The sequence below is a fragment of the Butyrivibrio sp. YAB3001 genome, from assembly GCF_900112195.1.
Taxonomy (GTDB): domain Bacteria; phylum Bacillota; class Clostridia; order Lachnospirales; family Lachnospiraceae; genus Butyrivibrio.
The window spans coordinates 52,481-75,396 of record NZ_FOKR01000012.1 but is presented as its reverse complement, the minus strand read 5'-3'; the positions used below and the strand labels follow the sequence as shown (position 1 = coordinate 75,396).

21 protein-coding genes and 1 tRNA gene are annotated in these 22,916 nt (G+C 38.8%); 1 reads left to right on the top strand and 21 read right to left on the bottom strand.

Annotated features, from left to right (window positions below; all coding sequences use genetic code 11):
* Window positions 1-40: 40 nt before the first annotated feature.
* The 5 genes from BM086_RS13230 to BM086_RS13210 form a co-directional block, all read right to left on the bottom strand.
* Window positions 41-844, bottom strand: coding sequence for an HAD family hydrolase (locus BM086_RS13230; RefSeq protein ID WP_092327487.1), 804 nt, complete (start codon window positions 842-844; stop codon window positions 41-43).
* 122 nt (window positions 845-966) lie between these two features.
* Window positions 967-2,880, bottom strand: a complete 1,914-nt coding sequence (locus BM086_RS13225; protein ID WP_092327484.1) for an alpha-amylase family glycosyl hydrolase — start codon at window positions 2,878-2,880, stop codon at window positions 967-969.
* A gap of 286 nt (window positions 2,881-3,166) precedes the next feature.
* Window positions 3,167-5,488: a leucine-rich repeat protein gene (locus BM086_RS13220; protein WP_092327482.1), complete on the bottom strand. Its 2,322-nt coding sequence runs from the start codon at window positions 5,486-5,488 to the stop codon at window positions 3,167-3,169.
* Between the two features lie 363 nt (window positions 5,489-5,851).
* The gene (locus BM086_RS13215; protein WP_092327480.1) at window positions 5,852-6,430 is read right to left on the bottom strand and encodes a hypothetical protein; all 579 of its coding nucleotides are present in this window, start codon (window positions 6,428-6,430) and stop codon (window positions 5,852-5,854) included.
* A 278-nt stretch (window positions 6,431-6,708) separates the two neighbouring features.
* The gene (locus tag BM086_RS13210) at window positions 6,709-7,689 is read right to left on the bottom strand and encodes an ORF6N domain-containing protein (RefSeq protein WP_092327477.1); all 981 of its coding nucleotides are present in this window, start codon (window positions 7,687-7,689) and stop codon (window positions 6,709-6,711) included.
* A gap of 653 nt (window positions 7,690-8,342) precedes the next feature.
* On the opposite strand from BM086_RS13210, the gene BM086_RS13205 reads away from it, so the two are divergent.
* A tRNA-Trp gene (locus BM086_RS13205) sits at window positions 8,343-8,414 on the top strand.
* A gap of 135 nt (window positions 8,415-8,549) precedes the next feature.
* On the opposite strand, the gene BM086_RS13200 is transcribed toward BM086_RS13205, so the two are convergent.
* The 16 genes from BM086_RS13200 to purB all read right to left on the bottom strand — a co-directional run bounded on the left by BM086_RS13200 (window position 8,550) and on the right by purB (window position 22,781).
* Window positions 8,550-8,864 (bottom strand): HEPN domain-containing protein, encoded by a 315-nt coding sequence (locus BM086_RS13200; RefSeq protein WP_175560272.1) that lies wholly within the window; start codon window positions 8,862-8,864, stop codon window positions 8,550-8,552.
* A gap of 177 nt (window positions 8,865-9,041) precedes the next feature.
* Entirely contained in the window at window positions 9,042-9,332 is a 291-nt protein-coding gene (locus tag BM086_RS13195; RefSeq protein ID WP_175560271.1) for a nucleotidyltransferase domain-containing protein, read from the bottom strand.
* A 182-nt stretch (window positions 9,333-9,514) separates the two neighbouring features.
* On the bottom strand, window positions 9,515-10,255 hold the full coding sequence (locus BM086_RS13190) for a hypothetical protein (RefSeq protein WP_092327468.1): 741 nt from the start codon (window positions 10,253-10,255) through the stop codon (window positions 9,515-9,517).
* 133 nt (window positions 10,256-10,388) lie between these two features.
* Window positions 10,389-12,047, bottom strand: coding sequence for an AAA family ATPase (locus BM086_RS13185; RefSeq protein ID WP_092327465.1), 1,659 nt, complete (start codon window positions 12,045-12,047; stop codon window positions 10,389-10,391).
* A gap of 89 nt (window positions 12,048-12,136) precedes the next feature.
* Window positions 12,137-12,733 (bottom strand): TIGR04100 family radical SAM protein, encoded by a 597-nt coding sequence (locus BM086_RS13180; protein WP_092327462.1) that lies wholly within the window; start codon window positions 12,731-12,733, stop codon window positions 12,137-12,139.
* Window positions 12,734-12,862: 129 nt separating this feature from the next.
* Window positions 12,863-13,384 (bottom strand): TIGR04002 family protein, encoded by a 522-nt coding sequence (locus tag BM086_RS13175; protein ID WP_092327460.1) that lies wholly within the window; start codon window positions 13,382-13,384, stop codon window positions 12,863-12,865.
* On the bottom strand, window positions 13,381-14,358 hold the full coding sequence (locus BM086_RS13170; protein ID WP_092327457.1) for a bifunctional hydroxymethylpyrimidine kinase/phosphomethylpyrimidine kinase: 978 nt from the start codon (window positions 14,356-14,358) through the stop codon (window positions 13,381-13,383). Before BM086_RS13170 ends, BM086_RS13175 begins: the two co-directional genes overlap by 4 nt.
* A 221-nt stretch (window positions 14,359-14,579) precedes the next feature.
* Window positions 14,580-15,101 carry a peptidylprolyl isomerase gene (locus BM086_RS13165; RefSeq protein WP_092327454.1) on the bottom strand — a complete coding sequence of 174 codons (522 nt, stop codon included), beginning with the start codon at window positions 15,099-15,101 and terminating at the stop codon, window positions 14,580-14,582.
* A gap of 31 nt (window positions 15,102-15,132) precedes the next feature.
* On the bottom strand, window positions 15,133-15,897 hold the full coding sequence (locus BM086_RS13160; RefSeq protein ID WP_092327451.1) for a tetratricopeptide repeat protein: 765 nt from the start codon (window positions 15,895-15,897) through the stop codon (window positions 15,133-15,135).
* 2 nt (window positions 15,898-15,899) lie between these two features.
* Window positions 15,900-16,730, bottom strand: coding sequence for a vWA domain-containing protein (locus BM086_RS13155; protein WP_175560270.1), 831 nt, complete (start codon window positions 16,728-16,730; stop codon window positions 15,900-15,902).
* A 125-nt stretch (window positions 16,731-16,855) separates the two neighbouring features.
* Window positions 16,856-17,965, bottom strand: coding sequence for a hypothetical protein (locus BM086_RS13150; RefSeq protein ID WP_092327445.1), 1,110 nt, complete (start codon window positions 17,963-17,965; stop codon window positions 16,856-16,858).
* On the bottom strand, window positions 17,956-18,447 hold the full coding sequence (locus tag BM086_RS13145; protein ID WP_092327442.1) for a hypothetical protein: 492 nt from the start codon (window positions 18,445-18,447) through the stop codon (window positions 17,956-17,958). Before BM086_RS13145 ends, BM086_RS13150 begins: the two co-directional genes overlap by 10 nt.
* On the bottom strand, window positions 18,413-19,312 hold the full coding sequence (locus tag BM086_RS13140; protein ID WP_092327439.1) for a DUF58 domain-containing protein: 900 nt from the start codon (window positions 19,310-19,312) through the stop codon (window positions 18,413-18,415). Before BM086_RS13140 ends, BM086_RS13145 begins: the two co-directional genes overlap by 35 nt.
* Window positions 19,313-19,324: 12 nt before the next feature.
* Window positions 19,325-20,341 (bottom strand): AAA family ATPase, encoded by a 1,017-nt coding sequence (locus tag BM086_RS13135; protein WP_242952203.1) that lies wholly within the window; start codon window positions 20,339-20,341, stop codon window positions 19,325-19,327.
* 19 nt (window positions 20,342-20,360) lie between these two features.
* Window positions 20,361-21,224, bottom strand: coding sequence for a methylenetetrahydrofolate reductase [NAD(P)H] (gene metF, locus BM086_RS13130; RefSeq protein WP_092327436.1), 864 nt, complete (start codon window positions 21,222-21,224; stop codon window positions 20,361-20,363).
* A 123-nt stretch (window positions 21,225-21,347) separates the two neighbouring features.
* A complete protein-coding gene (purB, locus tag BM086_RS13125) occupies window positions 21,348-22,781 on the bottom strand; it encodes an adenylosuccinate lyase (protein ID WP_092327433.1) in 1,434 nt (477 codons plus the stop codon).
* Window positions 22,782-22,916 lie beyond the last annotated feature (135 nt).

Sequence of the window (22,916 nt, the reverse complement as noted above, 5' to 3'; positions counted from 1 at the left end):
AGTTTTCAACGGACAAAAATATCTTCAATTCCAAATTCTGTTACAGAATTTTGCAGATATCTCCGTCTTCCACTATCACAGGCATGAGCGCCGAGCCCTTGATACCAAGCTCAGTAAGCTCTTTTTCTATTTTCCTGTCAGAAATATCATAGGTGTTTAAAAAGAAGCTGTGGACTCCGTTCTTAAATGCCACACCCACATCACTGACAAGATCATTTCCTATCATAACACACTTGTCACGATTAAGGTGATTTTCCTTCATAAGTTGCTCCAAAAATTCTTTCTGAGGCTTCTTGATTCCTTTATCAGAAGAAATAAATATATCATCAAAATAATCCCAAAGTCCCGCATCCTTAAGCTCTTTTTCCGTAAAGACCTTCTGGGCATTAGACAAAAGAAAAATCCCCTTGCCAGCAGCTTTAATACTCTTCAAAGTCTCAAAAACGCCATCATAGACTTCAAATTTATCCCTTGAGCTCTCCCTGAAATAAATACATAAATCCTTTACTTCATCCGAGTTCTCCAATTCCTCTTTTTCCTTGTCAAAAGAATCATCAAAATCCTCGTCTATTATCTGTCGCCCCTCTAAAATGAGCCTTGTCCACACTTTTTCAATTCTTATTTCAGGAAACTGCGCGCCGCTCTCTTTTCCAAGCTTTTTTTCTTCCTCTGCGCATATTTCCAAATATCTTTTCCTCAAAAAGACCGTTTCAAACTCCGACTCAAAATCCTCCGACAGTTTATTTGCCATCTTTTCCCAAAGTATCGGCTGTTCCTCGTCTGTATGGATATCCACCAGCGTTCCATACAAGTCAAAGATATAATTATCAAAATCCTTTTTCATAATCTCCCCCAATATATATTTCCTGTGTCATTTTTATAATTTCCGTCACGCAATAGCATCTCTTTTCACAAGTTGCCTGAACCACAGCAATTTGTATTATCTAAAGGGTAATTTTTTCTTACTCATCTTAGCACCGCGATTCCATATGCAGGAACTTTAAGATTCATTCCATCAAGCTCCGCATGTTCTTCACCTGTGCAGAGTTCATAGGAAAGCATCGGCTCATCCCCTGTTCCGTTCCACTTTGAGAGGTCTACAGTTTTTTCCTCGTCAGAATTATTTATTATGAGCAAAAGAGCTTTTGCCCCATATTCAGAGCTCTCTATTGTTCCAAGAACTGACGCGTTGCCGTCATTACCTATAACATCTCCGTTCTCTTCAAAAGAAAACTCCGCTTCATCCTGCTTTAGATATCTTACAAAAGCGCCGACCTTATCCTCTGAAAGGCTCTCAACCGGCTGCGTCTTGCCCCTTGCAATGACCGGATATGTGTTTCTTAGTCTGATTGTTTTTTTATAGTAATTGTAAATAGAATACTCATCCTCTGCCTGTTCATCAAGTCCCGGATATGCCATCTTGAAGCTTTCCATATCCTTAGGGCCGTCGCACATTCCTGTTTTATCTGCTGCCCCGTCAGTAACCCACTGCATTGGAGCACGCTTATTTTCATCCTTTCCGGAACCTTTCATGCCAAGTTCTTCACCATAGTATACAAAGGCATTTCCGCCCATTAAAAGATTAAGTGCTCCTGCAAGCTTTATTTTGTCCTGAGCACCCTTTCCCACATAATATCCCGCAGAACGCGCCATATCATGATTTGTATAAAAAGGCGCATTTATGTAGTCGCTATTATGCTGCTCAAGTTCTTTTTCCTCATCAGAAAGAGCCTTTGCAAAAACAAGTGGAGCTTTCTTGCCTCTCGCAACCGAGGCTATTGCCCCCTCACTTCCCGAAAAGTCAAAGTCAAAAAAGCTGTCGATTCCGCTCTCATAATAAGTAGAATATGTAGACATGGATGTCCAGGCCTCTCCTACAAGGTAAGCATCCTCTTTTTGGGCTTTCACTGTGTCGTTTAGCCATGTCATGAACTCAATATTTTTCGCATCATTATTGGTGTAGTAGGAAGTCACCGCATCAAGCCTGAAGCCGTCAACGCCTTTATCTATCCAGAACTTGGTGATATCACTGATTTCATCCCTGACTGCAGGATTATCAAGATTCAGATCAGGCATCCCTGACCAGAATCTTGCCTCATAGTACCATTCCGTGCCATTTACCTGCACGAAACCGGTCTGTTTTTCCCTGGTAAAATTGTAATAGTAAAGGTATGGACACTCCTCCTGAATTTCAGAAATCGGCTGACCATCGTCTGCATAGATTGCTGTCAGCTCAGGATGGTCCTTTAGATATCTCGTTGCATCCTTAAACCACTGATGCTCAGAAGATGTATGATTAAGCACCAGGTCAATTATGAGATTAACATCTCTTTTGTGGCACTTATCAAGCAGCTCTTCAAAGTCCGCCATTGTGCCATATTCCGGATCGATCTCCTTGTAATCGGTTATATCGTACTTGTGATATGTGGGTGAAGGAGAAATCGGCATAAGCCATATCTGATTGCAGCCAAGGTCAGTATCAGTACTGTCATCGCCATCATTTATGTAATCAAGTTTTTCAGAGACACCCTTTAAATCTCCTATTCCATCCCCGTCACTGTCATAAAAAGAATAGACGAATATTTCATAGGTTGTTCTGTATTTGTCATCTATCACATTTAACGGGAGATTCTGAATTGAATCAAATTGGGTTGTCATCGAAGTATCTTCGATATTATTTTCTTCCGCATTTTCACTATCAGGTGACTTTTTATCATCTGAATCATTATCATCTTTTGTTTCATCATCAGCAGCACCCGGTGCATCACTGCTTACATTATCTGAATTATTGTTTTTGCTTGTTTCTGCATTGTTCTGACTGACACCACACCCGCCAAGCATCGCCATGCACAATAAAATTGCTACTATTTTTCTTTTCATAACGAACCTCCCTGAAATTTGCGTTTATTTGTTATATGAATCAAAAGTCTTAACCCACAGCAAAACCTTATGACCTTTACATTATTTACATGAGTATATCACAACATATATTATTAGAAAACGTTTTCCAAATTGAAACATTATCCAGTCGCAATGATGTTACTGCATTTTACTAGCAATTAACATTTTTCTCCATTGCTATTATATCAAAAAGAAAGATTCAACTTTCCACGACATATTCATTGTCTGAAAAATTGAACCTTCCTTATTATTACAATTCTTTTATTTACTTTATCTTCCCGTCCTTAGGAAATCCTGCTTTTTGCCACAATTTGGTGTATGTTGTCTTGCAGTCCGCTGGAACTGTAACTACCGCCTTTTTGCTTACTCCTGTAAACGCATTGCCTTTAACCTTCTTGATAAGGCCGGATTTTACATTGATAGTAGTAAGCTTTTTGCAATTGTTAAAAGCATTTTCACCTATGCTTGTCACACAGCTTCCTATGGTCACAGATGTTAGTTTTGCATTATCCTTGGCTGCATTAGCACTTATGCTGCTTACCAGATATCTTACTCCTTTATAAACAACCGTCGATGGAATTGTAGCTGTTTTTCCGGTTATCTTGGTAACTGTTACAGAAGGCGTTGTGCCTGCAACAACTTTGTATGTGATGTTACTTTGTGTAAATTTCGTGCCTTTTTTCTTTGGACCGACATATTTCTTAAGTGTAGCATTTGCCGGAGCATCACTCAGTTCTTTGTAAGTAACATTTCCATACTCTTCATTCTCATAAACTCTCCATTCAATGCTGCTGTCCATCCAGAATGTGTATGTCTGACCATAGTACTTGGGCATAACTATAGTGGTTAGTTTCTCGCAGCCGGCAGAAGCTCTCCATGTATTACATCCGGTCACATCAAGCCCTTTCATGTTTATGGTTTCCAATTTTGAACAATCGCTAGCCACCGCTAAACGGCCATACTCATTTTTCTTTACCACGCACCCTCTAAGGTCAATACTCTTAATAGTATCATTCAGGTATGCCAGGTCATCTCCAGGAAAAATAGTTACTCCCTTTTCAAAGCTGATATTTTGAATCTTGCTATTACATGTGATCAAGTTTGATCCCACAGCAATCTTGTATTGCTTATTACTATATATGGCGGTTGCCGGTACTTTATATGTAGTATCCTTTCCTTTGTAATCCATTACAAAAAGATAACCCTCGTCTACATAATAGTATCCAAAATTCTTAAGCCACTCTGAATCAGGCTTTCCTGAAACTTTCTTCGGCTTTGAAGCCGCCTCTTCTTTTGAACTGTCAACTACGATAACAAAAGAATCTTTGGCTCCGCCTCCGCTAAGCGTAATTCTGCAGGTCCCGGCTTTCTTCGCCTTAACTACTCCCTTAGCAGAAACTTCTGCAACAGCAACATTATCACTTGTCCATTTAAGCGTCTTAACTCCTGAAGTCTTATAACTTAATGCAAGAGTACTACCAATGCTCATGTGTTTCACACCATTATCGGTAATATCAACCTGACCACTTGGTACAGAATTCTTCGTGATTGTATTTACCGCAACATATTCTGCCCTTGTAGAAGCCTGAGCATCGCCCCATATATTAAGTTCTCCTATATCATAACGGACATTGCTTCCTGAAAGAGAAACATCTGTAATCACACCGGAAAGTTTTTCTTCAGAGGAAAGCTTATATACCGTCTTGGTAGTCATGGCATTTTTATTATAATAATATACATAATCCCCCACACTGATAAATACTTTATTTCCACTTCCGGTTACTGAAGCCGGCGGAGTATCAGAATGATCTATAACCCATCCATCTTCAATCTTCGTCTTTTTGCAGTAACTGCCCAGAACTTTAAAAATTGGGGTTTCTTTTCCTCCGTTACAGCCATAGAGATATACAGTAGTTTCATAATCTGAAGCGTAAGATATTCCATTAGAAAGAAGTGCAACCGGTTTAGAAGTTTCGTGCCATTTCATGCTGTCATATTTAGTGTCAGTGTACTTACCACATACCTTTGTATACTTACCATAATTCTTAGCATCCAAGTCACGTCTAAGCCAATCTTTTCCTATATGCCCTGTCTTTCTCATTCCTTTTTCACTAACAAGGAAATCCTCATGATGACAAGCCTTCGAATACGCATTATCATCACCACAATTGTCATCCCATGTGCAATCAACATAGTACCATTTACCATTAAGCTTAACTGCGTTCCAGGCATGATCATTCACCACACTGCTTATGTAAGTTACCGGTATTCCGGTTCTTTTTACAACATCTTCAAATGCAAGTGCATAGCCATTACACACGCAATTGTGATTTACAATGCAGTCATATGCCGACCATCCTTTTAAACTGTGATCATATTTTGCATGAGTAACAATATAATCATGAATGTAAAAGAGCTTTTCCTCGTCCTTCCATTTGCTGTTCATTCCGGAAAGAATCTTTTTTACTTCTGTTTCATACTTGACAGTCTGCGCAGGAGAAGCTGCATAGGAAGGCACTTTCAACACAAGCGCCATAAGAATAAACAGAACCGACGTTAAAAAAAATGACTTTATCTTTTTCTCCATAATCCGCCTCCAATTTAATGATGTCAGCGTCAAAAGTCTGGACTCACGACAATCTCTCTTTGACCTTTACATCATATAGTTAAAACCCAACTTATATTGTCAAAAACAACACATCACACACATGGATAAACTCAAAAAATAGATAAACAATTAGCATAAAAAAACCTTTTTTCACTCCTAGCTTACTTCATTCAAACGTTTAAAACAACAGATATGGGAAGAAATTATGAGGAAAACAAGTTATTATTTCAGAATTTTTATACTTAACGAAATAAAGTATCAAAAAGCCCATAAGCCAGTAACTTTTGTATAATCCTGGCATTATGGGCTCCTAATCATATTGATTGCGGATATTACATTTAATCACTTTATTTTATTAGCAACTCTTCTTTCAGCTTTTCCATAAGTATTGTAGTGATTTAAAAGAGCATCTCCGTTAAGTCCAAATGCTCTCTGAAGATCCGGGTAGTTCACATAATAGAAATATGCGTTAAACTCTGCATTATTTCCTGCATATGCTTTCAAAACATTCGCGCTTGGATCTGCCAAAGATGTATTGATATTCTGAACATAAGTCTCGACAGTAGCGTATTTGCTTCCATCACGAAGTCCATCCTGATCTACATAAAAGAAGAAAAAGACATTCTTTACAGTTTCATCCAGTCCAATGTGGAATACTATGTTTTCATACCCAGCCTTGCAACTGCATTCGCAATAAGTCTGGTTGCTGGTATGGTCACCTACATAACAAACATAATTGTATTTGGAGTAAAGATACATGGAATGCGATGCCCCGGCATTTACTGATATCACCATATCTCCAAAGTCAAAGACATCCGGATCAGGAAAATCAGTTGAAGCCTTTGAAGTTACGCTAAAACTAAATGTCAAAACCAGTGCCAATGCAATAATGCTTACAAATCTTCTTACCTTTTTATTCATAACAATCACCCATATAGTTGCAATCACACTGCCTATAAATAAGAATCAGAAACACTTTCAATTCTTAACAGCAGCAATCACAACCCTTTCCAACAATAAATACACGCATTTAGATACACTTTTATTATAAATTTACGATTATTTCCTTGCACATAAATATTCTCTTAAAACGATAAAGAAAGCGTGAAATTATGGAATGTTGGAACTTGAGTATTTCTGCTAGCCAGCAAAGCTGTTTTGTAACATAATAATGAGCGGATATTTTTACCTTAACATTCTTACTTTAATGTCAATATTGGATTTGATAATAATTGCTGTATAGTGCTCTTATAAGCATCCGCTTCCATAATCCTTGAGATAGTAGTAATCCTTTTACCTGCATCCTTACTTGAAGCACCACAATGGTAAAGTTTCATGTTATTAGTGGCATTATCAATAATAATATACCTGTCATGCGCTCTGTTATTTGTCTTTATAAAATCTATTGTTCTCCCAGCGTACTCTGTCATAAAATCATTATATTCAGGCAACCGAAGGGGTGCTCCGCCTTTATTATCTGAAATAATTGTAATTGACACATTAGTTTTTGAACTGGCCAAATGTCTGAGAGTCTTTACTCCAATATAGTCATCAATTACAATAATACTTTTTTTCGCTTTACTATAAATCTTCTGATATGCAACATCAGCTTTAAATGGTTCCCCATCTAGTATTAATACTTCCTCATCATTTAAATCTTTGTTAAAAAGCTTCATAAAATCAGAAAGATCACTTTTTCTGACCATTTCAGATTCAATTTTTTTAATAGCTTGTGAGTGTTCCTCAGTCATGGCAGCTATTGTTAAGAGATTTTGTCCTGAAATCATAGTTTTATTCTCTATGATATGATCCTTCATCTTCTTGAACAGCCACACTAATTTTCTGCTTTGTTCTACTGCAAGTTCACCATTCAATACTGTCATAAGAAGATAGACACCCTGCTCTGTAAATGCATGTGGCGGTATTCTTCTTCCGCCCCAACTTGCTATCCGATTTTTGGATTTCAAATTACGAAATTCCTCAATAGTAAGCTGGAACATGAACTCCTCTCCAACAAAGCGCTCCTTATTATTTTTAACCTGCTCGTTAAGCTTACTTGTTGTGTACCCATATATTTCAGCAAGCTCAAAGTCAAGCATTACCTGTACTCCGCGCACAATATATACCTTTTCTTCTAAATCTCGATCATCCAAGAGTAGAATCTCATTCTTTTTTGTCATTAGCAAACCTTTCTGTAACATATTACATTTATGTCTATTTTCGCATAAAACTTGCTATCCGAATTTTGGATAGCAAGTTTTACGTCATTGGTCTATTATATCTCATTTTGTTCTTTTCGTACATATGTTCTTTTGCGATTTTTTGCTCCGCTACGACACTCTTTTGCCCTCTTTTGTCAAAAAAGTTTATTACTATGACACATGTACAAAAAAAAAAAAAGGAAATATCCGAAGATGGACGAGAATTTCTGAACTCGCAGAATGAAAAACATAATGGAAACCTTTAGTGCCCCCACAATATTGTTCCTTTTTCCAAAAAAAGAAAGCTCAGACCACTTGATTTTTCATGTTTTCTGAGCTCTCAACACTCGTGCGGAAGATGAGTCTATATCCTACCCCCGTGCTATCAACGCCTATTCCGAATTATTTTCGTATGGATTGCGTACATGTTTACAACATTTTCGGTCAAGCACCCTCTTTGTTTTCTTTATATTTGTTATCTTTACCATCCTTGTATTTATTCTCTATCGTTTTCATTTTAACGTCATAACGATTTATTGCGTTTTTACACAATTTTTTCATAAAATCGCTTTACAACCATCACTCCCCATGATATACTTCTTTTCGTTGGTGCGTAACCAATAACTAAATAAAGGGGAATCATACAATGGCTAGTATGCCGGTCTCCAAAACCGCTCATGCGGGTTCGAATCCTGCTTCCCCTGTTAAATGTAAAAAGACTGGAATCCAGATAATTGTTGGTATTTCAGTCTTTTTTGTTATTGCCAGTCATTTCTGAGTTGCATCAATGATGCTGATAACATAAATAATTCTCTTCAAAACAAATTAAGAGCAGAGAATCAAATCTCTGCTCTCATAACCACCGACAGTTGGCAAGACAGGTAATCTGTCTGCATATGTGTACGATTCCCATTTCGAGAATTATACTTGAGTGCATAGCGGCTTTCCGCCTCCCATCTGGTATACTCTTTTGCATTTCTGACTATTTTCTTGGGTACATGTATTCCCAAACTAGCACAATGAGTTCTGATAATCGTATCAAGGTTATGAGTACACAATTCTTGTACAGTATTTCCAGTTTGCTTATTGTAAATGCAGTACTTAAGCATTTTCTCAATTGCCTGCTGTACATGATATGAAGCCAAATTTTTCATATCTTTTAAGCTTTTATTGCTTTCATAATTGCAAATTGCTTGACGAGTAAGCACTAGGTCAGATAAAGATTTAGTCAAAAATTCTTCATACATTTTTAAATATGATCTTTCCTTTCGTGAGAATGTCTCTTGCCACAAATTCCTTACTCTTATCCAACGCAGCCTGAGAATTAAATGTTAGAATATCATAGTCTTGATCTTCGTTAATTTTTTGTATAACTTAAGAGTAAAGTCATTATAAGCTTTTGACCTAAACAATCTAGATCTTGTTACATTACTCACAATAGCAAGATCAATATCCGACTGTTTAGTACATCTCTTTTCCAAAGATGAACCGAACAGGTAAATAGTATCAATCAACTTACATTCCGCTGCAATCTTGATTATTTCTTCAATAATATCTTTTTTAATGTCTGCAACTTCAAAAGAGTCACCAACGTTATTCTTCATTGTTACAATATTGCACATGATAACTCCTTTCATCGCAAATTATAACAGATAAAATTAAAAGCCGTCTGCTTGTATAAAAAATGCAATACAACTATAATATATGTCTTTGTGCAATTATAATAATAAAAACAGGATGGCATTTCTACCATCCCGTTGTTATCAGCATCAACTTCAATGTAGCGCTTACTCTCAGTCGCCCATCAATAATCATAATACGATGTAGTTCCATAAATACCATTTTCTGTTTCCATGGTTCCATATCCCGGACTGTCAATATCTGTAGCTGCTCTTTCTTCATTTGAACCGGCAACCTCAAATAAAACTGAACCATTTCCAACAAGTTCAAGCACAGTAAAATATGCATAGGTGTAATCTGTGTGACTTACATCAAATGCACCTCCTACGCAGACGATGCCATAATTTGCATCCCGGACTGTAAGCTTGATCTGCATGCCTGCCGGAGTATTCTGCTCCCATGTTTCAAGATAAACGGGTGTTTTTCCATTTATCTGCGGCAAATTTCCGGTGAGCTTTTGATCCCACACCCTGCCGCCATCACGCATGGTGTACTTAGTTGTTTTCTTCGTATCCTTTTTAGGTTCCTTTTTTGTTATATCTTCTGTCTGAGTCTTACTATCTTTAACTATGGCAATTCTTCCCTCTTTTTTGCCATATTCTTTGTAGTGCTTCAAAAGTGCATCTCCATCTGCGCCAAATGCCGTCTGAAGATCCGCATTATTTATGTAATAATCATATGCATTGAATTCTTTGGTATTGCCTTTATATGACTTTAACGCTTCAACTGCTTGTGATGTCGCAGCATCAACTGCTGTAAGGTTACCGCTGCTGGCGTAAACTTTTACGCTCCCCGACATAAATGTTACAATCAAAAACAATAACATCATCCATGATACGTATTGTCTTTTCACATGAATTTCCATAACCAATACCTCTCTTTCTGCAAGTAATGCATTTTGCGCACTTCACCTATAGTTATATGGTTTAGCCTCAACAAATAAAACAAATTGCAGATAAAAAAAGTATTAAATTAGTGTGAATAAAATTGTGTTAAAGTCATGCTGTCTCAATAACACAAGTATGATGTTTATAATCATCGCTTGTACTTGAAACATCCTTGTCATAATTAATTCCAACAAGCAAAATATTACCCATATAATGCTCAAGTCTTTCAGGATATTTTTTCTTTTTAATCTGTGTAAGAGCAGTTTGTGCATTTTTATCATACTTAAGTTCCACTACCATAGTCGGCTTATCCGGATATTTAGGAGAAGGAATAAACACAATATCCGCATAACCTTTACCTGAATCAAGTTCAAGAATAGTAGTGTAAAAGCGCTGAGCCGCATAATACGCATACTGCACAGCATAGCTTAATGCAGCTTCATCGTTGTATGTCTTATTTCCGGCAAGATCATGCGCCTGTTCCAAAAAGAACGCAACCTTATCTGCATCTTTTTGCCATGTTGCCTCTAAAAGTCTCTGCGATATCTCGAATGATTTAAAACTTTCTACCCATTCGCTGCCTTTTGTAGATGTATTAAATTCATCCAAAACCTCGTTGTTTGGTATATATACTTCACTGGTCTCATCATCATATCCAAGATATCCAAGATGAATCAAAAGAGATAACACATCATCTCTGCCCGTAAAAGTGGTCATATCATTCTGATATGTTGATGTATCGATTTTAAGTCTCGCACCATCCATCAGTAATGTTACCGCTTCCTTTAATCCATCGTAATCTTTCTTAATGTACTCAGACAAGGCCTCGTAGCTCTCTGTCTTATTCCAGTAATTCTTTATATCACCTGTAGTCATAGCCTCAACCACAGACAATGGGCTATATATCGCAACTTTGTGTCCGTCATATTTGCCTTGGCGATATTCCTGCCTTTTCTCAACAGGGATTCGGTCACTGACAACATATCCGTTGTACCAATTTACTATATCGGCATATCTCATATCATATTCCGCGCAAAGATCTTTTACCTCATCTTCAGTAAATCCGGTAAAAGGCGCAAGTTGACGAGGATATGTCATAGAATACTCAGTGAACATATTTAGTGCAGAATGTCTTCCGTATTTCTTGATTGGGAGAATGCCTGTCATATATGCAAGAGCTATATAACTTTTATCCTTAAGGAGATTACGTAAAAAATCAAGATAACGTGTCTGATCTCCCTTGCCTGTAATACCGTCTCTAAACACAGCGTCCCATTCATCTATGACAAACACTACCTGTCTATCATTTTCTGAATATGCGTCCGCTATTGTCTGAATCATATCTTTGTCATCAAAATAATCAACATCAGGATATTTTTTCTTAATATCTCTGCAGACAAGGCTCTGCATCTTGTTAAGCGCCTCATCAAAAGACGCCTTGGAGTCAAAGAACTCTGTCATGACAATTCTAATTACATCAAATCGGCCTAGATACATATCCCAAGGAAGATTATCGGATGTCGCCTCTGCCCTTGCCAGTTTCAATGTTTCAAAAAGTTCTTTGCTATCAGCCTCTCTATCATAATATGCACATATCATGTCTGCTGCCATTGTTTTGCCAAACCTGCGAGGCCGGGATACACTTACATATTTCTGCTTAGTTTTCACAAGCGAATTCAAAAAAGTTATCATAACAGATTTATCAATATAAATCTGAGAATTCACAGCTTCTACATATGAATCTTTTCCAGGATTCAGGTATTGTCCCATATTTAATCTCCGACGCATCAAAAATATTGTAAATAAAGCCTTCTATCAACATTTTAATTAACAAACAGGCTTTTTACAACCGTAAGCGCTCAACTAAAATGCCGTATTCTGAGTTTTATTCCTGTATCCTCGGAGAGTTTCTGGCAGCGTTTAATATCTTCTTCCGGTAGAACGTCAACTATTGACCATTTGACGTCCTTGATATGGTCCCTGCACTTTTTTGCAAAATCTACCATTTTATCAAAAGCGCCTTCATATGATGGGCGGGTAACTTCCTGATATTTTAAGCTGTCAGGGGCATTTAAGCTGATTGAAACGCTGTCGATGACTTTAGAAAGCTCAGGGACAATGTTCCTTTTGTTTTCTTCATTACCAAGTCCGTTTGTGTTTAGGCGTGTCTTAAGGTTCTTTTCTTCCTTAGCCACCTTTGCTGCTTCTAAAAGGATATCAAGCGCGCAGGTAGGCTCGCCGTAGCCGCAAAACACAAGCTCATTAAAGCCGTCAAAATCAAAGTTTCTTATGGCATCAATAACTTCTTCCTTAGTAGGATTCTTAGTGTGCCAAAGGGTATCTGCACTGCCGATGCCATCCTTTAAAGAACGTATGCAGAATGTACAACTGCAATTGCACTTATTCGTAATGTTTGCGTAAACTGAATCTTTGTACTTATATATAATGTCCGCCATAGTTTTTCCATTCTCCTCCTATAATCCCGAACTAAAAAAATTTACCAAATCAATCTTCTTACAAAACTATATGTTTCCTACTTTACATACGTGAAACCACCATTAGATGATTGCGTCCGTAATTTCATCTCAAAACTCAAACATAGTCTTCTTCACACCGACGCCATCAAAGGCTGCTGCTGCAAGATAAAAGAATAATGCGCTTCCGCCTGACTGAACAAGGCTCCCTGAAAAAGCTGCGATAAGCGCTGTCTTGCTGCCAAAAAGAATCATCTCAGCAATATAGTAGCCTGTAGCAGAAATGAAAAATGAAATGATCGGAGCTGCCATATTGCGCTTATTAAGAAGCTGCGCATGTTTACTGGTAAACGGAAGAACAATGAGCATCTTGATTATCACTGTAGCAATAGTCCACATGGGAGCTGTCAAAAGATCTGCAATACCGCCGCCCAACGCTCCGACTGCCATTGCATATGGTGTTGGCAAAAGAGCTGCCGCAAGATAGATGACTGTATCACCGAAATGAACATATCCGCCATTAACCCCAACCGGAATGTGGAATATATACGCAGTAAAAATTGTTGTCAGTGCAATAAGCACTCCTGTTAGCGCCAAAAGCCTTGTCTTTGAATTCACATTACTCTTTTTCATAGTCTCTCTCCTCCTGAATTGTTTTGTAATACCTTTTCAAAATCCACACCGTAGTTTCTATCATTCGAATCGGTAGCAGCAATCGCTTTTCCGATGAAAGATACTGTATTTTCAACCGCGCCTGCCATATCTCTGCCATATAGCACATTTCCCATAAGTGAAGCTGCAAAAAGATCTCCCGTTCCTGAGTAACTAAGTCCATTGCTCTTACTCTTAACTATTTCTTTTCCACCTGGATAAATCACCAGATTGCTGACTTTACCGTTTCCCTCTGATATTCCGGTGACTACAATTGTCTGTTTATCATGAGTTCTCACCTTATAGGCGATATCAAATATCTCATCATATACTCTTGAGGAATCATACTCATTAGCCTCATTTCCATTTACCTTACCTACTGAGACACTTGGCAATCCACCCATCTCATAATTGCCCTTGTCATTGTGCTTATCAATCTCCGTTACTGAAGCACTTGATGATCCGCTCATACCCCAAATCTCAAACTTCCTTGAAATTTCTTTTTCATCAATTCCTGCAAGAAACATAAGCTCAGTCAGATTAGGTGTGATAATATCCGCAATCTCCACAAGTCTTTTTATACGTGATAACATAACTTCCGAGTAATTCGAATAGCTTTTTCCCCCATCCCCCATTACAGGATCCACAAGCAATACTGTATCTTTATTCTTAAAATCATTTGCAAAATCAAACACTTCATCCGCCTCTTTTATCGAAGGCATATACCCAGTGATGATTCCATCAAATGAAACTTTCATTTTTTTCCATTCTTTTCTGCAATTGACTATCATGTCGCTTGCATCATGCATGTAATATGACGGAAACCCTGTCTGTGCTGTAAAAAGAGCTGTCGGCACGGGACAGACCTCAATTCCCATGGAAGACAAAACTCCAATATCCGCAATCAGTGAACACTTTCCAAAACCAGATAGATCATTAATAGCTGCAACCCGCATAACTTCTAAGCCTTTCCCAAATCGAATTATTTATGAAAAAATATACATCATTTCTGATTATATAAATATAATCATTTTCATTATTTTTTATATAACCAGATTAAAAGATGCAAAAAAGCCTTAGCACCGAATTAAATCAATGCCAAGGCTTCAAATGACCTATTGCTTACTCATTCACTGTTGTACGTACCTACAGTAAATGCTCATTTCTGAATATGTACTCAAACTGTTTCAGGTTCCGGATACTCAACTCCAAAGGTCTCTACTGTAACTGTCTTCATAACCTGTGGTGTTGTAGGTCTGTCGTTCCAGTCTGTCTCTATTTCAGCAATCTTATTAACAACATCCATGCCCTCTGTTACTTTTCCGAATGCAGCATAATCGCCATCAAGATGAGGTGCATTTTTATGCATGATAAAGAACTGTGATCCTGCTGAATTAGGCATCATAGATCTTGCCATTGAAAGAACACCTTCTGTATGCTTAAGGTCATTCTTAAAGCCATTTGATGAAAACTCACCCTTGATTCCATATCCGGGGCCGCCCATTCCTGAGCCTTCCGGATCTCCGCCCTGAAGCATGAAGCCCTTTATTACTCTGTGGAAAATAAGTCCATCATAGAAGTTCTTTTTAATAAGTGAGATAAAATTGTTTACGGTATTAGGAGCAATCTCGGGATATAACTCCGCTTTCATTACATCTCCGTTCTCCATTGTAATCGTTACTATTGGGTTCTGTGCCATTTTTGTTCCTCCGCTTAATCATTTATTATATTTACCACGGTTTATAGGTTCCGCCGCCGCTTCCTCCATCGCCGTCTTCATCACCGCCGCCGTAGGTAGACCACTTTTCCATATCTTCGCGCTGCTGCCTGCGTTCTTCAAGAGCATTCTTCTTGTTCTCTTCAAGTTTTTCCTTCTGGCGCTTTTCCTTATCAGACTGACCCTGCTGATTATCTGAATCATCCTGGTTATTTTGCTGTTTCTGATCTTCCTGGTCATCCTGATCATTAGAATCATCGCCGCTTTCCTTGAGCTTTTCGATCATCTTGTCGATATCTTCTTTTAGCTGCTGAGCATCTTCATCGCGATAATCCTCGCCATTCTCGGTTGCCCAATTGTTCTCAAGCAATATGTCTTTTGCCCTGTAAAGGATCAAAAGCGCGCTGTCGATGCTCTCCTGTGAACTTATCTTATCAAAGTCAATGCTGTAACACATAGACAGAGCAAGGTTCACCCTTACATCACATTCTTTTTGCCCCATTGGAAAAAGAGAAAGCGCCTGAGTAAAATAACCTATTGCACTATTATAATCCATATTTTGGAAAGCTGCATTCCCAAGATTGTAATATGGAAGATAACTCTCCGGCGCGTTCAGTTTAAGAAGCCCCTCTTCCTTTTCAGTAAGATAGTCATCATTTGCATAGGCCACCACATAGTCATGATTTTGAACAATTCTTACTATAAGAAAGATAGAAACTGCCCCCGCCAAAAGAGCCATAGCTATCATAAAATATACTCTAAGAGGAATTTTTTTCATGCTTACAATCTCCCCTTTCTGATGTACACAAGGCCTTCAATCATCAGCATTGCAGCAAGCAAAGCCGCAAAAATATAATAGGTATCGATATACTTTTCTGCGCCATCGCCCTGTTCAACAATTGTTGTACTCTGCTCTTTGATTATCTCGATAAGCCCTTTCAGCCCTGCATTTCCTCCATTCATGTTAAGATACTGAACACCCAGGTCTTCAGCAATCTGCTTTAAGTTTTCCTCGTCTATCTTAGAAAGCGCATCCTTATGAGTTTCAGGGTCATAGATGTAATCGTACCCTTCCTTCATCTTGCCGCCATTTTCTGAGCCATAACCAAGAACAGCGCCTGAATCTATATACTTGGAAAGCTCTGCATACGAGGTCTTGCCTTCCTCAGTGGTTATTTCGCCATCACTTATATAAAAAACTATAGTCTTTCTGTTTTCTTTTTTATTGGATGACTGTAACAGCCCGTCAATATCCATGTATGGCACAACCATATTTGTTCCGCTGGCATCGAAGCTATCCGGAACAGCAAGTATATCAACCAGATTGGAAATATGCTTTAAATCCTGAGTAAATGGCGCCAGAACATGAGATGAATTATCAAAAGTCACAAGTCCAAAGTTGCTCCCTGCAAGTTCATTCAGGATAGCATTAACATCTTCTTTTACCCCGACCATTCTGGGATTGTAGCCGTTATAGTCCCTTGCCCACATGCTTATCGTAGTGTCTATAACAAACAAAACATCAAGGTTCTTGGTTGAAAACTCATATTTCGTATCCACCTTGACAGGTCTTAGCCCTATAACCAGCACGAGCAAATATATAATTGTCATTCTCCCAAGGGAAAATATCTTGTCAAATGTTTTTGTTCTGTTTCTTATTATGATAAAAGAAGTTGCTCCAAAAGCTATAGCAAATATCATTATCATAATTCCAACAGGAAAAATCGGTTGTATTTTCATTTTTGCAATACCAGTCCCACAGCGCTTGTCACGATCAGAAAACCTATCAGTGCTATAAATGCATTTCTTGGCATATCCTGAGTCTGCCTGGTCATCACCATGTTGACTGTCATAACCTCCTGCTTTTGAATATCCTGAACAATTGCTGAAAACGGAAGGTCATTTGTTCTGACATAGAGTTTACCACCGGTCTTCTTGGAAGCTTTTTCCAGTTCTTCTTTACAGTCCGTGTAGCTATATTCTTCCGGCTGATAAAAATGGTCCACTGCCGGGAAAATGCTAAAGAGCGTCACTTTATTACTCTTACAATAATCAGAAGCTTCCCTGAGGTTCATTATCTCTCTGGAAAAAGAATTAAGCTGATTATCCGTACTCATTATTATCACACGTGTTCTCTCAGAATCTCCAATATATGGAAAAGAATAAAGCGCAGAGCCAAGCCCTTCTCCTATGAGTGAAGATCCCCTGTCCATGTTGTTGTATAGCGTTCCGGCATCATAATAATCAAGCTTATCCCGAAGTTCATAATATCTTGCAGCCACATTGTCAGGCATATCCTCAACATACTCGTAGTGGTCATAGATTTCTTCATAAAGCTCTTTTTGCAGAGAAAAATATTCGCTAAGCTCATCAAGCTTGTATGCCACATAATCATAATCATCTGTAAGTGGCACAAAAGTAACCGAAGAAGTGTTAAATATGCTTATCCCGATTCTGTCGCCTGCAAGCCCTTTAACAACGCCTTTGAGATAATCAGTTATCTCAGAATTAAGCTCATAAAGTGAATAAGAAACATCCATACAGATAATGATATCTCTTTTCTTAACTCCGGAATAAATGTCCTGTGTCTTAAAAGGTCTTGCCACAAGAACAAGTGCGGAAACAACACTTCCGATAAAAGCACAGATAAGCACACCCATCAGCACGCGATACCTTCTGTTTAGCGCTTTATAAATCGGAGAAGATTTGATAAGCGAAGTGTTTGAAGCCTTTAGTCCACTGACAAATTTATCTTTTGTCTTTTTCCTAAAAAACAAAGCTATTCCAAGGCAGATTGCAAATACACATATGCCCACCAGAATAGCCCATTTATTCATTAGTTCCATGATTGTATCACTCCTAAAGCATTATTGCAGGAGCCGATAAAGTCCTTATTTATTGACCTTACCGTCTCAGCAAATTCAGGGACATAATACTCATCCATAAGTTTATCGAGTTTTTTTATCCCAAAAGCTTTAATCTCAGCCTTCGTAAAATTCTCGACATTTAGCCCAGTTACCTCCTGAACAAATCCTCTTATCAAAAGACTAAGCCTCTGATATCCGATTCTTTTATCCAGTTTCTTGTTAGTATAGGCCTCTGCCAGATCCTGAAGCTGCGCTGAGTAATCTGCCTTTATCGCATACAATGCCCTTCTCGGCGGTCTGGTAATAACAGGCTTTTTCTTTTTATTGTGTGATAAAAAATGAAAGACCTTATTGAGCGCCAATATCAAAAGCACTGTAGCCAAAATAAAAAACATCACAGCTATTAATATTACCCACCAGTAGTATTCAAATGGCTGCTGTAATGTAACCGTAGTAACCATGTCTGTACCTTTCAAGTAAATCTATTGTTGCGTCTATGATCTGACTCTGCCTGGATATGCGGGTAAGCCCCACCTTATTTTGTTTACACAAAAAGGAAGCATTTGCAAATATCTGCCTATGGATATTCACTTCCTCCTCGTGAAGCTTCTTATTATGTGAATAAAAAAGCTTCTCGTATAAACTGCGGTCATTATCATAAACAAGATTTCCCGTAAGATATGCATCTTCAATGTTTATGACAAGCATATCATGTTTGGTCGTGATTCCTCTAAGGAGATTCCCGTCAAGGCGCCTAAGTCCGTCCATATCCGTTATCAAAAAAATGATCATCCTCTTATGAACGGTGCTCATCACTTCCTCAAGTATGGCAGAAACTGATGTCTCATGGTCCTTATCTATATTCTTTTCAAGCTCATAGATAAGCTTTTCCATGTGCTCGGGCCCTGACCTGAAAAGACTCACCATCGCCTTATTTTCTGATGGATAGGCAAGAGCGTAATCAGCGCCGTTTCTGCCGGTGATATAAGCGATAGTGCCAAAAGTCATAAGCGCCAGTTCCTTCTTGGCTTCGCCCTCGGGGGTATCACCTAGCATCTTATGTCCGCAGTCACAGACAAACATCACGTTGTGCCTTCTGTCAGTCATGTACCGTCTCACAAGGATATCACCCATTCTGGATGAGGATTTCCAATCGATATCGTGAACATCGTCACCAAAAGTATATTCCTTAAGATCATCAAATTCCATACTGCGTCCACGATGAATGGAATGGAAATCACCATCAAGAATATTTGAAGTTTTTCTATTTGTATAAAGAGCTACTGCCCTTCGTATTCTTGATAAATATTCGTAGTCCAGCTGCATATTATTGCCTCATCACGGAGCCTTAACAGAATTAACGATTCCATCAATAACCTGCTCAATAGATACATTGTCGGCAACTGCTGAATAATTAAGTCCTATCCTGTGGCGAAGAACCTGATGGCTTATCGCTTTTACATCGTCGGGAGTAACATAGGTCCTTCCCTGCATCAAAGCTGCTGCCTTAGCCATCTTAAGGAATGCAATTGAAGCACGTGGGCTTGCGCCGATCCTTACGTATCTTCCAACCTCAAGATTCTGTATCTGTCCTGCTCTTCTGCTGGCAACAACTATGCTTGAGATATACCACTTTATTGCTTCATCCACGTATACCTTCTCGCAGATATCCTGGACTTTGTCCACATCCTTAATAGAAAGAACCGGTGGCTCAACTCTTGATATTGCTCCGCTTTCCATTCTGTTAAGAATCTCCACTTCCTCAGAAGCAAGCGGGTAAGTGATAACTTCTTTTATCAAAAATCTATCTGTCTGCGCCTCTGATAATGGATAGGTTCCCTCCTGCTCAATCGGGTTCTGGGTTGCGATAACAATGAAGATATCTTCAGGCATTCTGTAGGTCTTTCCGCCAATTGTAACCTGCTTTTCCTGCATGGCCTCAAGCATCGCTGACTGAGTCTTGGCGCTTGAACGGTTTACTTCATCAAGAAGAACAAAGTTGGCAAATACAGGGCCTAAGATAGTTTCAAACTTACCGTTAGCCTGATTATATATCTGCGTACCGATGATATCTCCCGGCAAAAGATCCGGTGTACACTGGATTCGTGCAAACTTGCCATCCACTGCATCAGAAATAGCCTTTGCAGCTGTTGTCTTGGCAAGTCCGGGAACAGACTCGATAAGAATATGTCCGTCAGCAATTATTGCTCCTATAAGGGAAAATTTAAGTTGCTGCTGACCTACAACCTTTGCATCAAAATAATCAGATAACTTTTTGATAACTTCCTGTGAATAATTGTACTCACTTTCAGAAATCTTGATATCTGCCTGATTAGTAATATTCTCTTCGCTCATGAAAACTACCTCTGTATCATCACTTGATTATTGTAGCAAGATTTCTCATGATTCCTGCTGCAATATCAGGCTTATTCATAGAATAAACATGGATATGGCTGACTCCATTGGAAATCAGGTCTATAATCTGATCACATGCATAGATAATGCCTGCTTCCTTCATCTTCTGTGGGTCATCTGCAAATCTGTCAACCATTATCTTCATCTTCTGCGGAATCGTGGAACCGGAAAGGGCAACACTTCTTGCAACCTGCTTGGCATTTGTTATCGGCATGATGCCGGGAAGCACAGGCACGTTGATTCCCTTTTCCCTTATTCTGTAAAGGAACTGATATAATGTGGAATTGTCAAAAAACATCTGGGTTGTGAGGAAATCACATCCTGCTTCCACTTTTTCTTTTAAATGCTCAATATCCTCAGACTGTCTTGCACATTCAATATGTCCCTCAGGATAGCAGGCTCCACCGATGCAGATGCTATCATCCTGTGATTTAATATCGTAAATAAGCTGAGTAGCATGATCGTAATCAAAGCATACACGGCCTCCCTTTGGAATATCTCCTCTAAGAGCCATGATGTTCTCGATTCCCTTATCCTTATAGATAGAGATCATGTTCTTAACATCTTCTTTTGTTGAAGAAACGCAGGTAAGATGGGCAAGTACAGGTGTACCGTATTTATCCTGAAGATCCGCAGCAATATTAGCAGTATTCTTGCTTGTTCCGCCGCCTGCACCATAGGTAACACTCATAAAATCAGGCTTCAATGCCGCAATCTCAGCAGATGCCTTCTCAACTGCGCTATATCCATCATCTGTTTTAGGTGGGAATACTTCAAAAGAAAGTGTCACTTCTTTTTCATTTAAGATATCTCTAATTTTCATTCATTTGCTCCTTTATATAGCATCAAGATTACTGCAACCATAATAAATAACAAATCACATTGCCATTTACCCTAACCGGTCACAGTAATCTCTTTTTACAACTTACTATATTGTAGCAAAAAATCAGACATTAATCTCAGCTTTTACACCAAGATCATCTTTATTAGCCTCTAAAATTGGATTAACTACCTCTGAAAGGAACTTTTCTACCTGATGAGCGCTGCATCCAACATACTTCTTAGGATCCATTGATGCCTTGAGTTCATCAAGTGACATATGGAATGCAGGATCTGCCGCGATAAGTTCAAGAAGGTTATTATCTTTACCCTCAACCTTTACTGTCTTTCCTGCTTCCATTGAGAGTTCTCTTATCTTCTCGTGAAGTTCCTGTCTGTCGCCACCTGCTTTTACCGCATCCATCATGATATTCTCTGTAGCCATAAATGGAAGTTCTGCCATCATGTGCTTCTCAATAACCTTAGGATAAACAACAAGTCCGTCAACAACATTGAGGCAAAGATCAAGAACGCCGTCTGTTGCAAGGAAACCTTCAGGGATTGAAAGTCTCTTATTTGCTGAATCATCAAGGGTTCTCTCAAACCACTGTGAAACCTCTGTTATAGCAGGATTAAGTGTGTCCACAATTACATATCTTGAAAGTGAGCAGATACGCTCGCTTCTCATAGGATTTCTCTTGTATGCCATGGCGGAAGAACCAATCTGGCTCTTTTCAAAAGGCTCTTCAACCTCTTTAAGATGCTGAAGAAGTCTGATGTCCTGCGCCATCTTTGTTGCAGATGAACAGATTCCTGCAAGAACATTGACAACCTTCATATCAATCTTACGGCTGTAAGTCTGACCTGAAACTGCCATGCATCCCTTAAAGCCCATCTTTTCTGCAAGCATTGGATCAAGCTTGTCAACCTTGGAAAGGTCTCCATCAAAGAGCTCAAGGAAAGAAGCCTGAGTTCCTGTTGTACCCTTAGATCCAAGAAGTTTCATATTATCAAGCACATAGTCAAGGTCTTCTAAATCTATTGTGAAATCCTGAAGCCACAAAGTAGCTCTTTTTCCAACTGTAGTTGGCTGAGCAGGCTGGAAATGAGTAAATCCAAGAGTAGGCTGATCCTTGTACTTGTCAGCAAACTGAGCAAGTTCTGAAATTACATTTACAAGTTTTTTTCTTACGAGCTTTAGGGCCTCAGTCATGACAATAATATCTGTATTGTCTCCAACGTAGCAGCTTGTTGCTCCAAGGTGAATGATTCCTTTTGCCTTAGGGCACTGCTGGCCGTATGCATATACATGGCTCATTACGTCATGGCGAACTTCTTTTTCTCTGGCGATAGCCACTTCGTAATTGATATCATCCTTGTGCTCTTTGAGCTCATCTATCTGTTCCTGAGTGATGTTAAGGCCTAGCTCATGCTCGATCTCAGCAAGAGCGATCCAAAGTCTCCTCCAGGTTCTGAATTTCATATCCTGTGAAAAAATGTATTGCATTTCCTTACTGGCATAGCGCTCAGATAAAGGACTTGTATATCTATCTGTGGTCATAATGTGCTCCTTCCTATTGTTTATGTGTTAATCCTCGATACCTCAGAGCTTCATTTCATTCTCGCTCTGAGGCGTCCATTCGGAATCCGCGCTATTCGCGCTTCTTCCTCATGTCCGTTATGTCTTCGAATTCAC

What these genes read in the sequence shown, in the direction of transcription:
- BM086_RS13175 (WP_092327460.1), bottom strand. Translation starts at nt 13,384, where the DNA reads ATGAAAAAGAGTAATGTGAATTCAAAGACAAGGCTTTTGGCGCTAACA.
- BM086_RS13155 (WP_175560270.1), bottom strand. Translation starts at nt 16,730, where the DNA reads ATGACAATTATATATTTGCTCGTGCTGGTTATAGGGCTAAGACCTGTC.
- BM086_RS13185 (WP_092327465.1), bottom strand. Translation starts at nt 12,047, where the DNA reads ATGGGACAATACCTGAATCCTGGAAAAGATTCATATGTAGAAGCTGTG.
- BM086_RS13230 (WP_092327487.1), bottom strand. Translation starts at nt 844, where the DNA reads ATGAAAAAGGATTTTGATAATTATATCTTTGACTTGTATGGAACGCTG.
- BM086_RS13135 (WP_242952203.1), bottom strand. Translation starts at nt 20,341, where the DNA reads ATGAGCGAAGAGAATATTACTAATCAGGCAGATATCAAGATTTCTGAA.
- BM086_RS13140 (WP_092327439.1), bottom strand. Translation starts at nt 19,312, where the DNA reads ATGCAGCTGGACTACGAATATTTATCAAGAATACGAAGGGCAGTAGCT.
- BM086_RS13220 (WP_092327482.1), bottom strand. Translation starts at nt 5,488, where the DNA reads ATGGAGAAAAAGATAAAGTCATTTTTTTTAACGTCGGTTCTGTTTATT.
- BM086_RS13195 (WP_175560271.1), bottom strand. Translation starts at nt 9,332, where the DNA reads ATGTGCAATATTGTAACAATGAAGAATAACGTTGGTGACTCTTTTGAA.
- BM086_RS13225 (WP_092327484.1), bottom strand. Translation starts at nt 2,880, where the DNA reads ATGAAAAGAAAAATAGTAGCAATTTTATTGTGCATGGCGATGCTTGGC.
- BM086_RS13190 (WP_092327468.1), bottom strand. Translation starts at nt 10,255, where the DNA reads ATGGAAATTCATGTGAAAAGACAATACGTATCATGGATGATGTTATTG.
- BM086_RS13170 (WP_092327457.1), bottom strand. Translation starts at nt 14,358, where the DNA reads ATGCGGGTTGCAGCTATTAATGATCTATCTGGTTTTGGAAAGTGTTCA.
- BM086_RS13210 (WP_092327477.1), bottom strand. Translation starts at nt 7,689, where the DNA reads ATGACAAAAAAGAATGAGATTCTACTCTTGGATGATCGAGATTTAGAA.
- BM086_RS13145 (WP_092327442.1), bottom strand. Translation starts at nt 18,447, where the DNA reads ATGGTTACTACGGTTACATTACAGCAGCCATTTGAATACTACTGGTGG.
- purB (WP_092327433.1), bottom strand. Translation starts at nt 22,781, where the DNA reads ATGACCACAGATAGATATACAAGTCCTTTATCTGAGCGCTATGCCAGT.
- metF (WP_092327436.1), bottom strand. Translation starts at nt 21,224, where the DNA reads ATGAAAATTAGAGATATCTTAAATGAAAAAGAAGTGACACTTTCTTTT.
- BM086_RS13150 (WP_092327445.1), bottom strand. Translation starts at nt 17,965, where the DNA reads ATGGAACTAATGAATAAATGGGCTATTCTGGTGGGCATATGTGTATTT.
- BM086_RS13215 (WP_092327480.1), bottom strand. Translation starts at nt 6,430, where the DNA reads ATGAATAAAAAGGTAAGAAGATTTGTAAGCATTATTGCATTGGCACTG.
- BM086_RS13180 (WP_092327462.1), bottom strand. Translation starts at nt 12,733, where the DNA reads ATGGCGGACATTATATATAAGTACAAAGATTCAGTTTACGCAAACATT.
- BM086_RS13165 (WP_092327454.1), bottom strand. Translation starts at nt 15,101, where the DNA reads ATGGCACAGAACCCAATAGTAACGATTACAATGGAGAACGGAGATGTA.
- BM086_RS13160 (WP_092327451.1), bottom strand. Translation starts at nt 15,897, where the DNA reads ATGAAAAAAATTCCTCTTAGAGTATATTTTATGATAGCTATGGCTCTT.
- BM086_RS13200 (WP_175560272.1), bottom strand. Translation starts at nt 8,864, where the DNA reads ATGAAAAATTTGGCTTCATATCATGTACAGCAGGCAATTGAGAAAATG.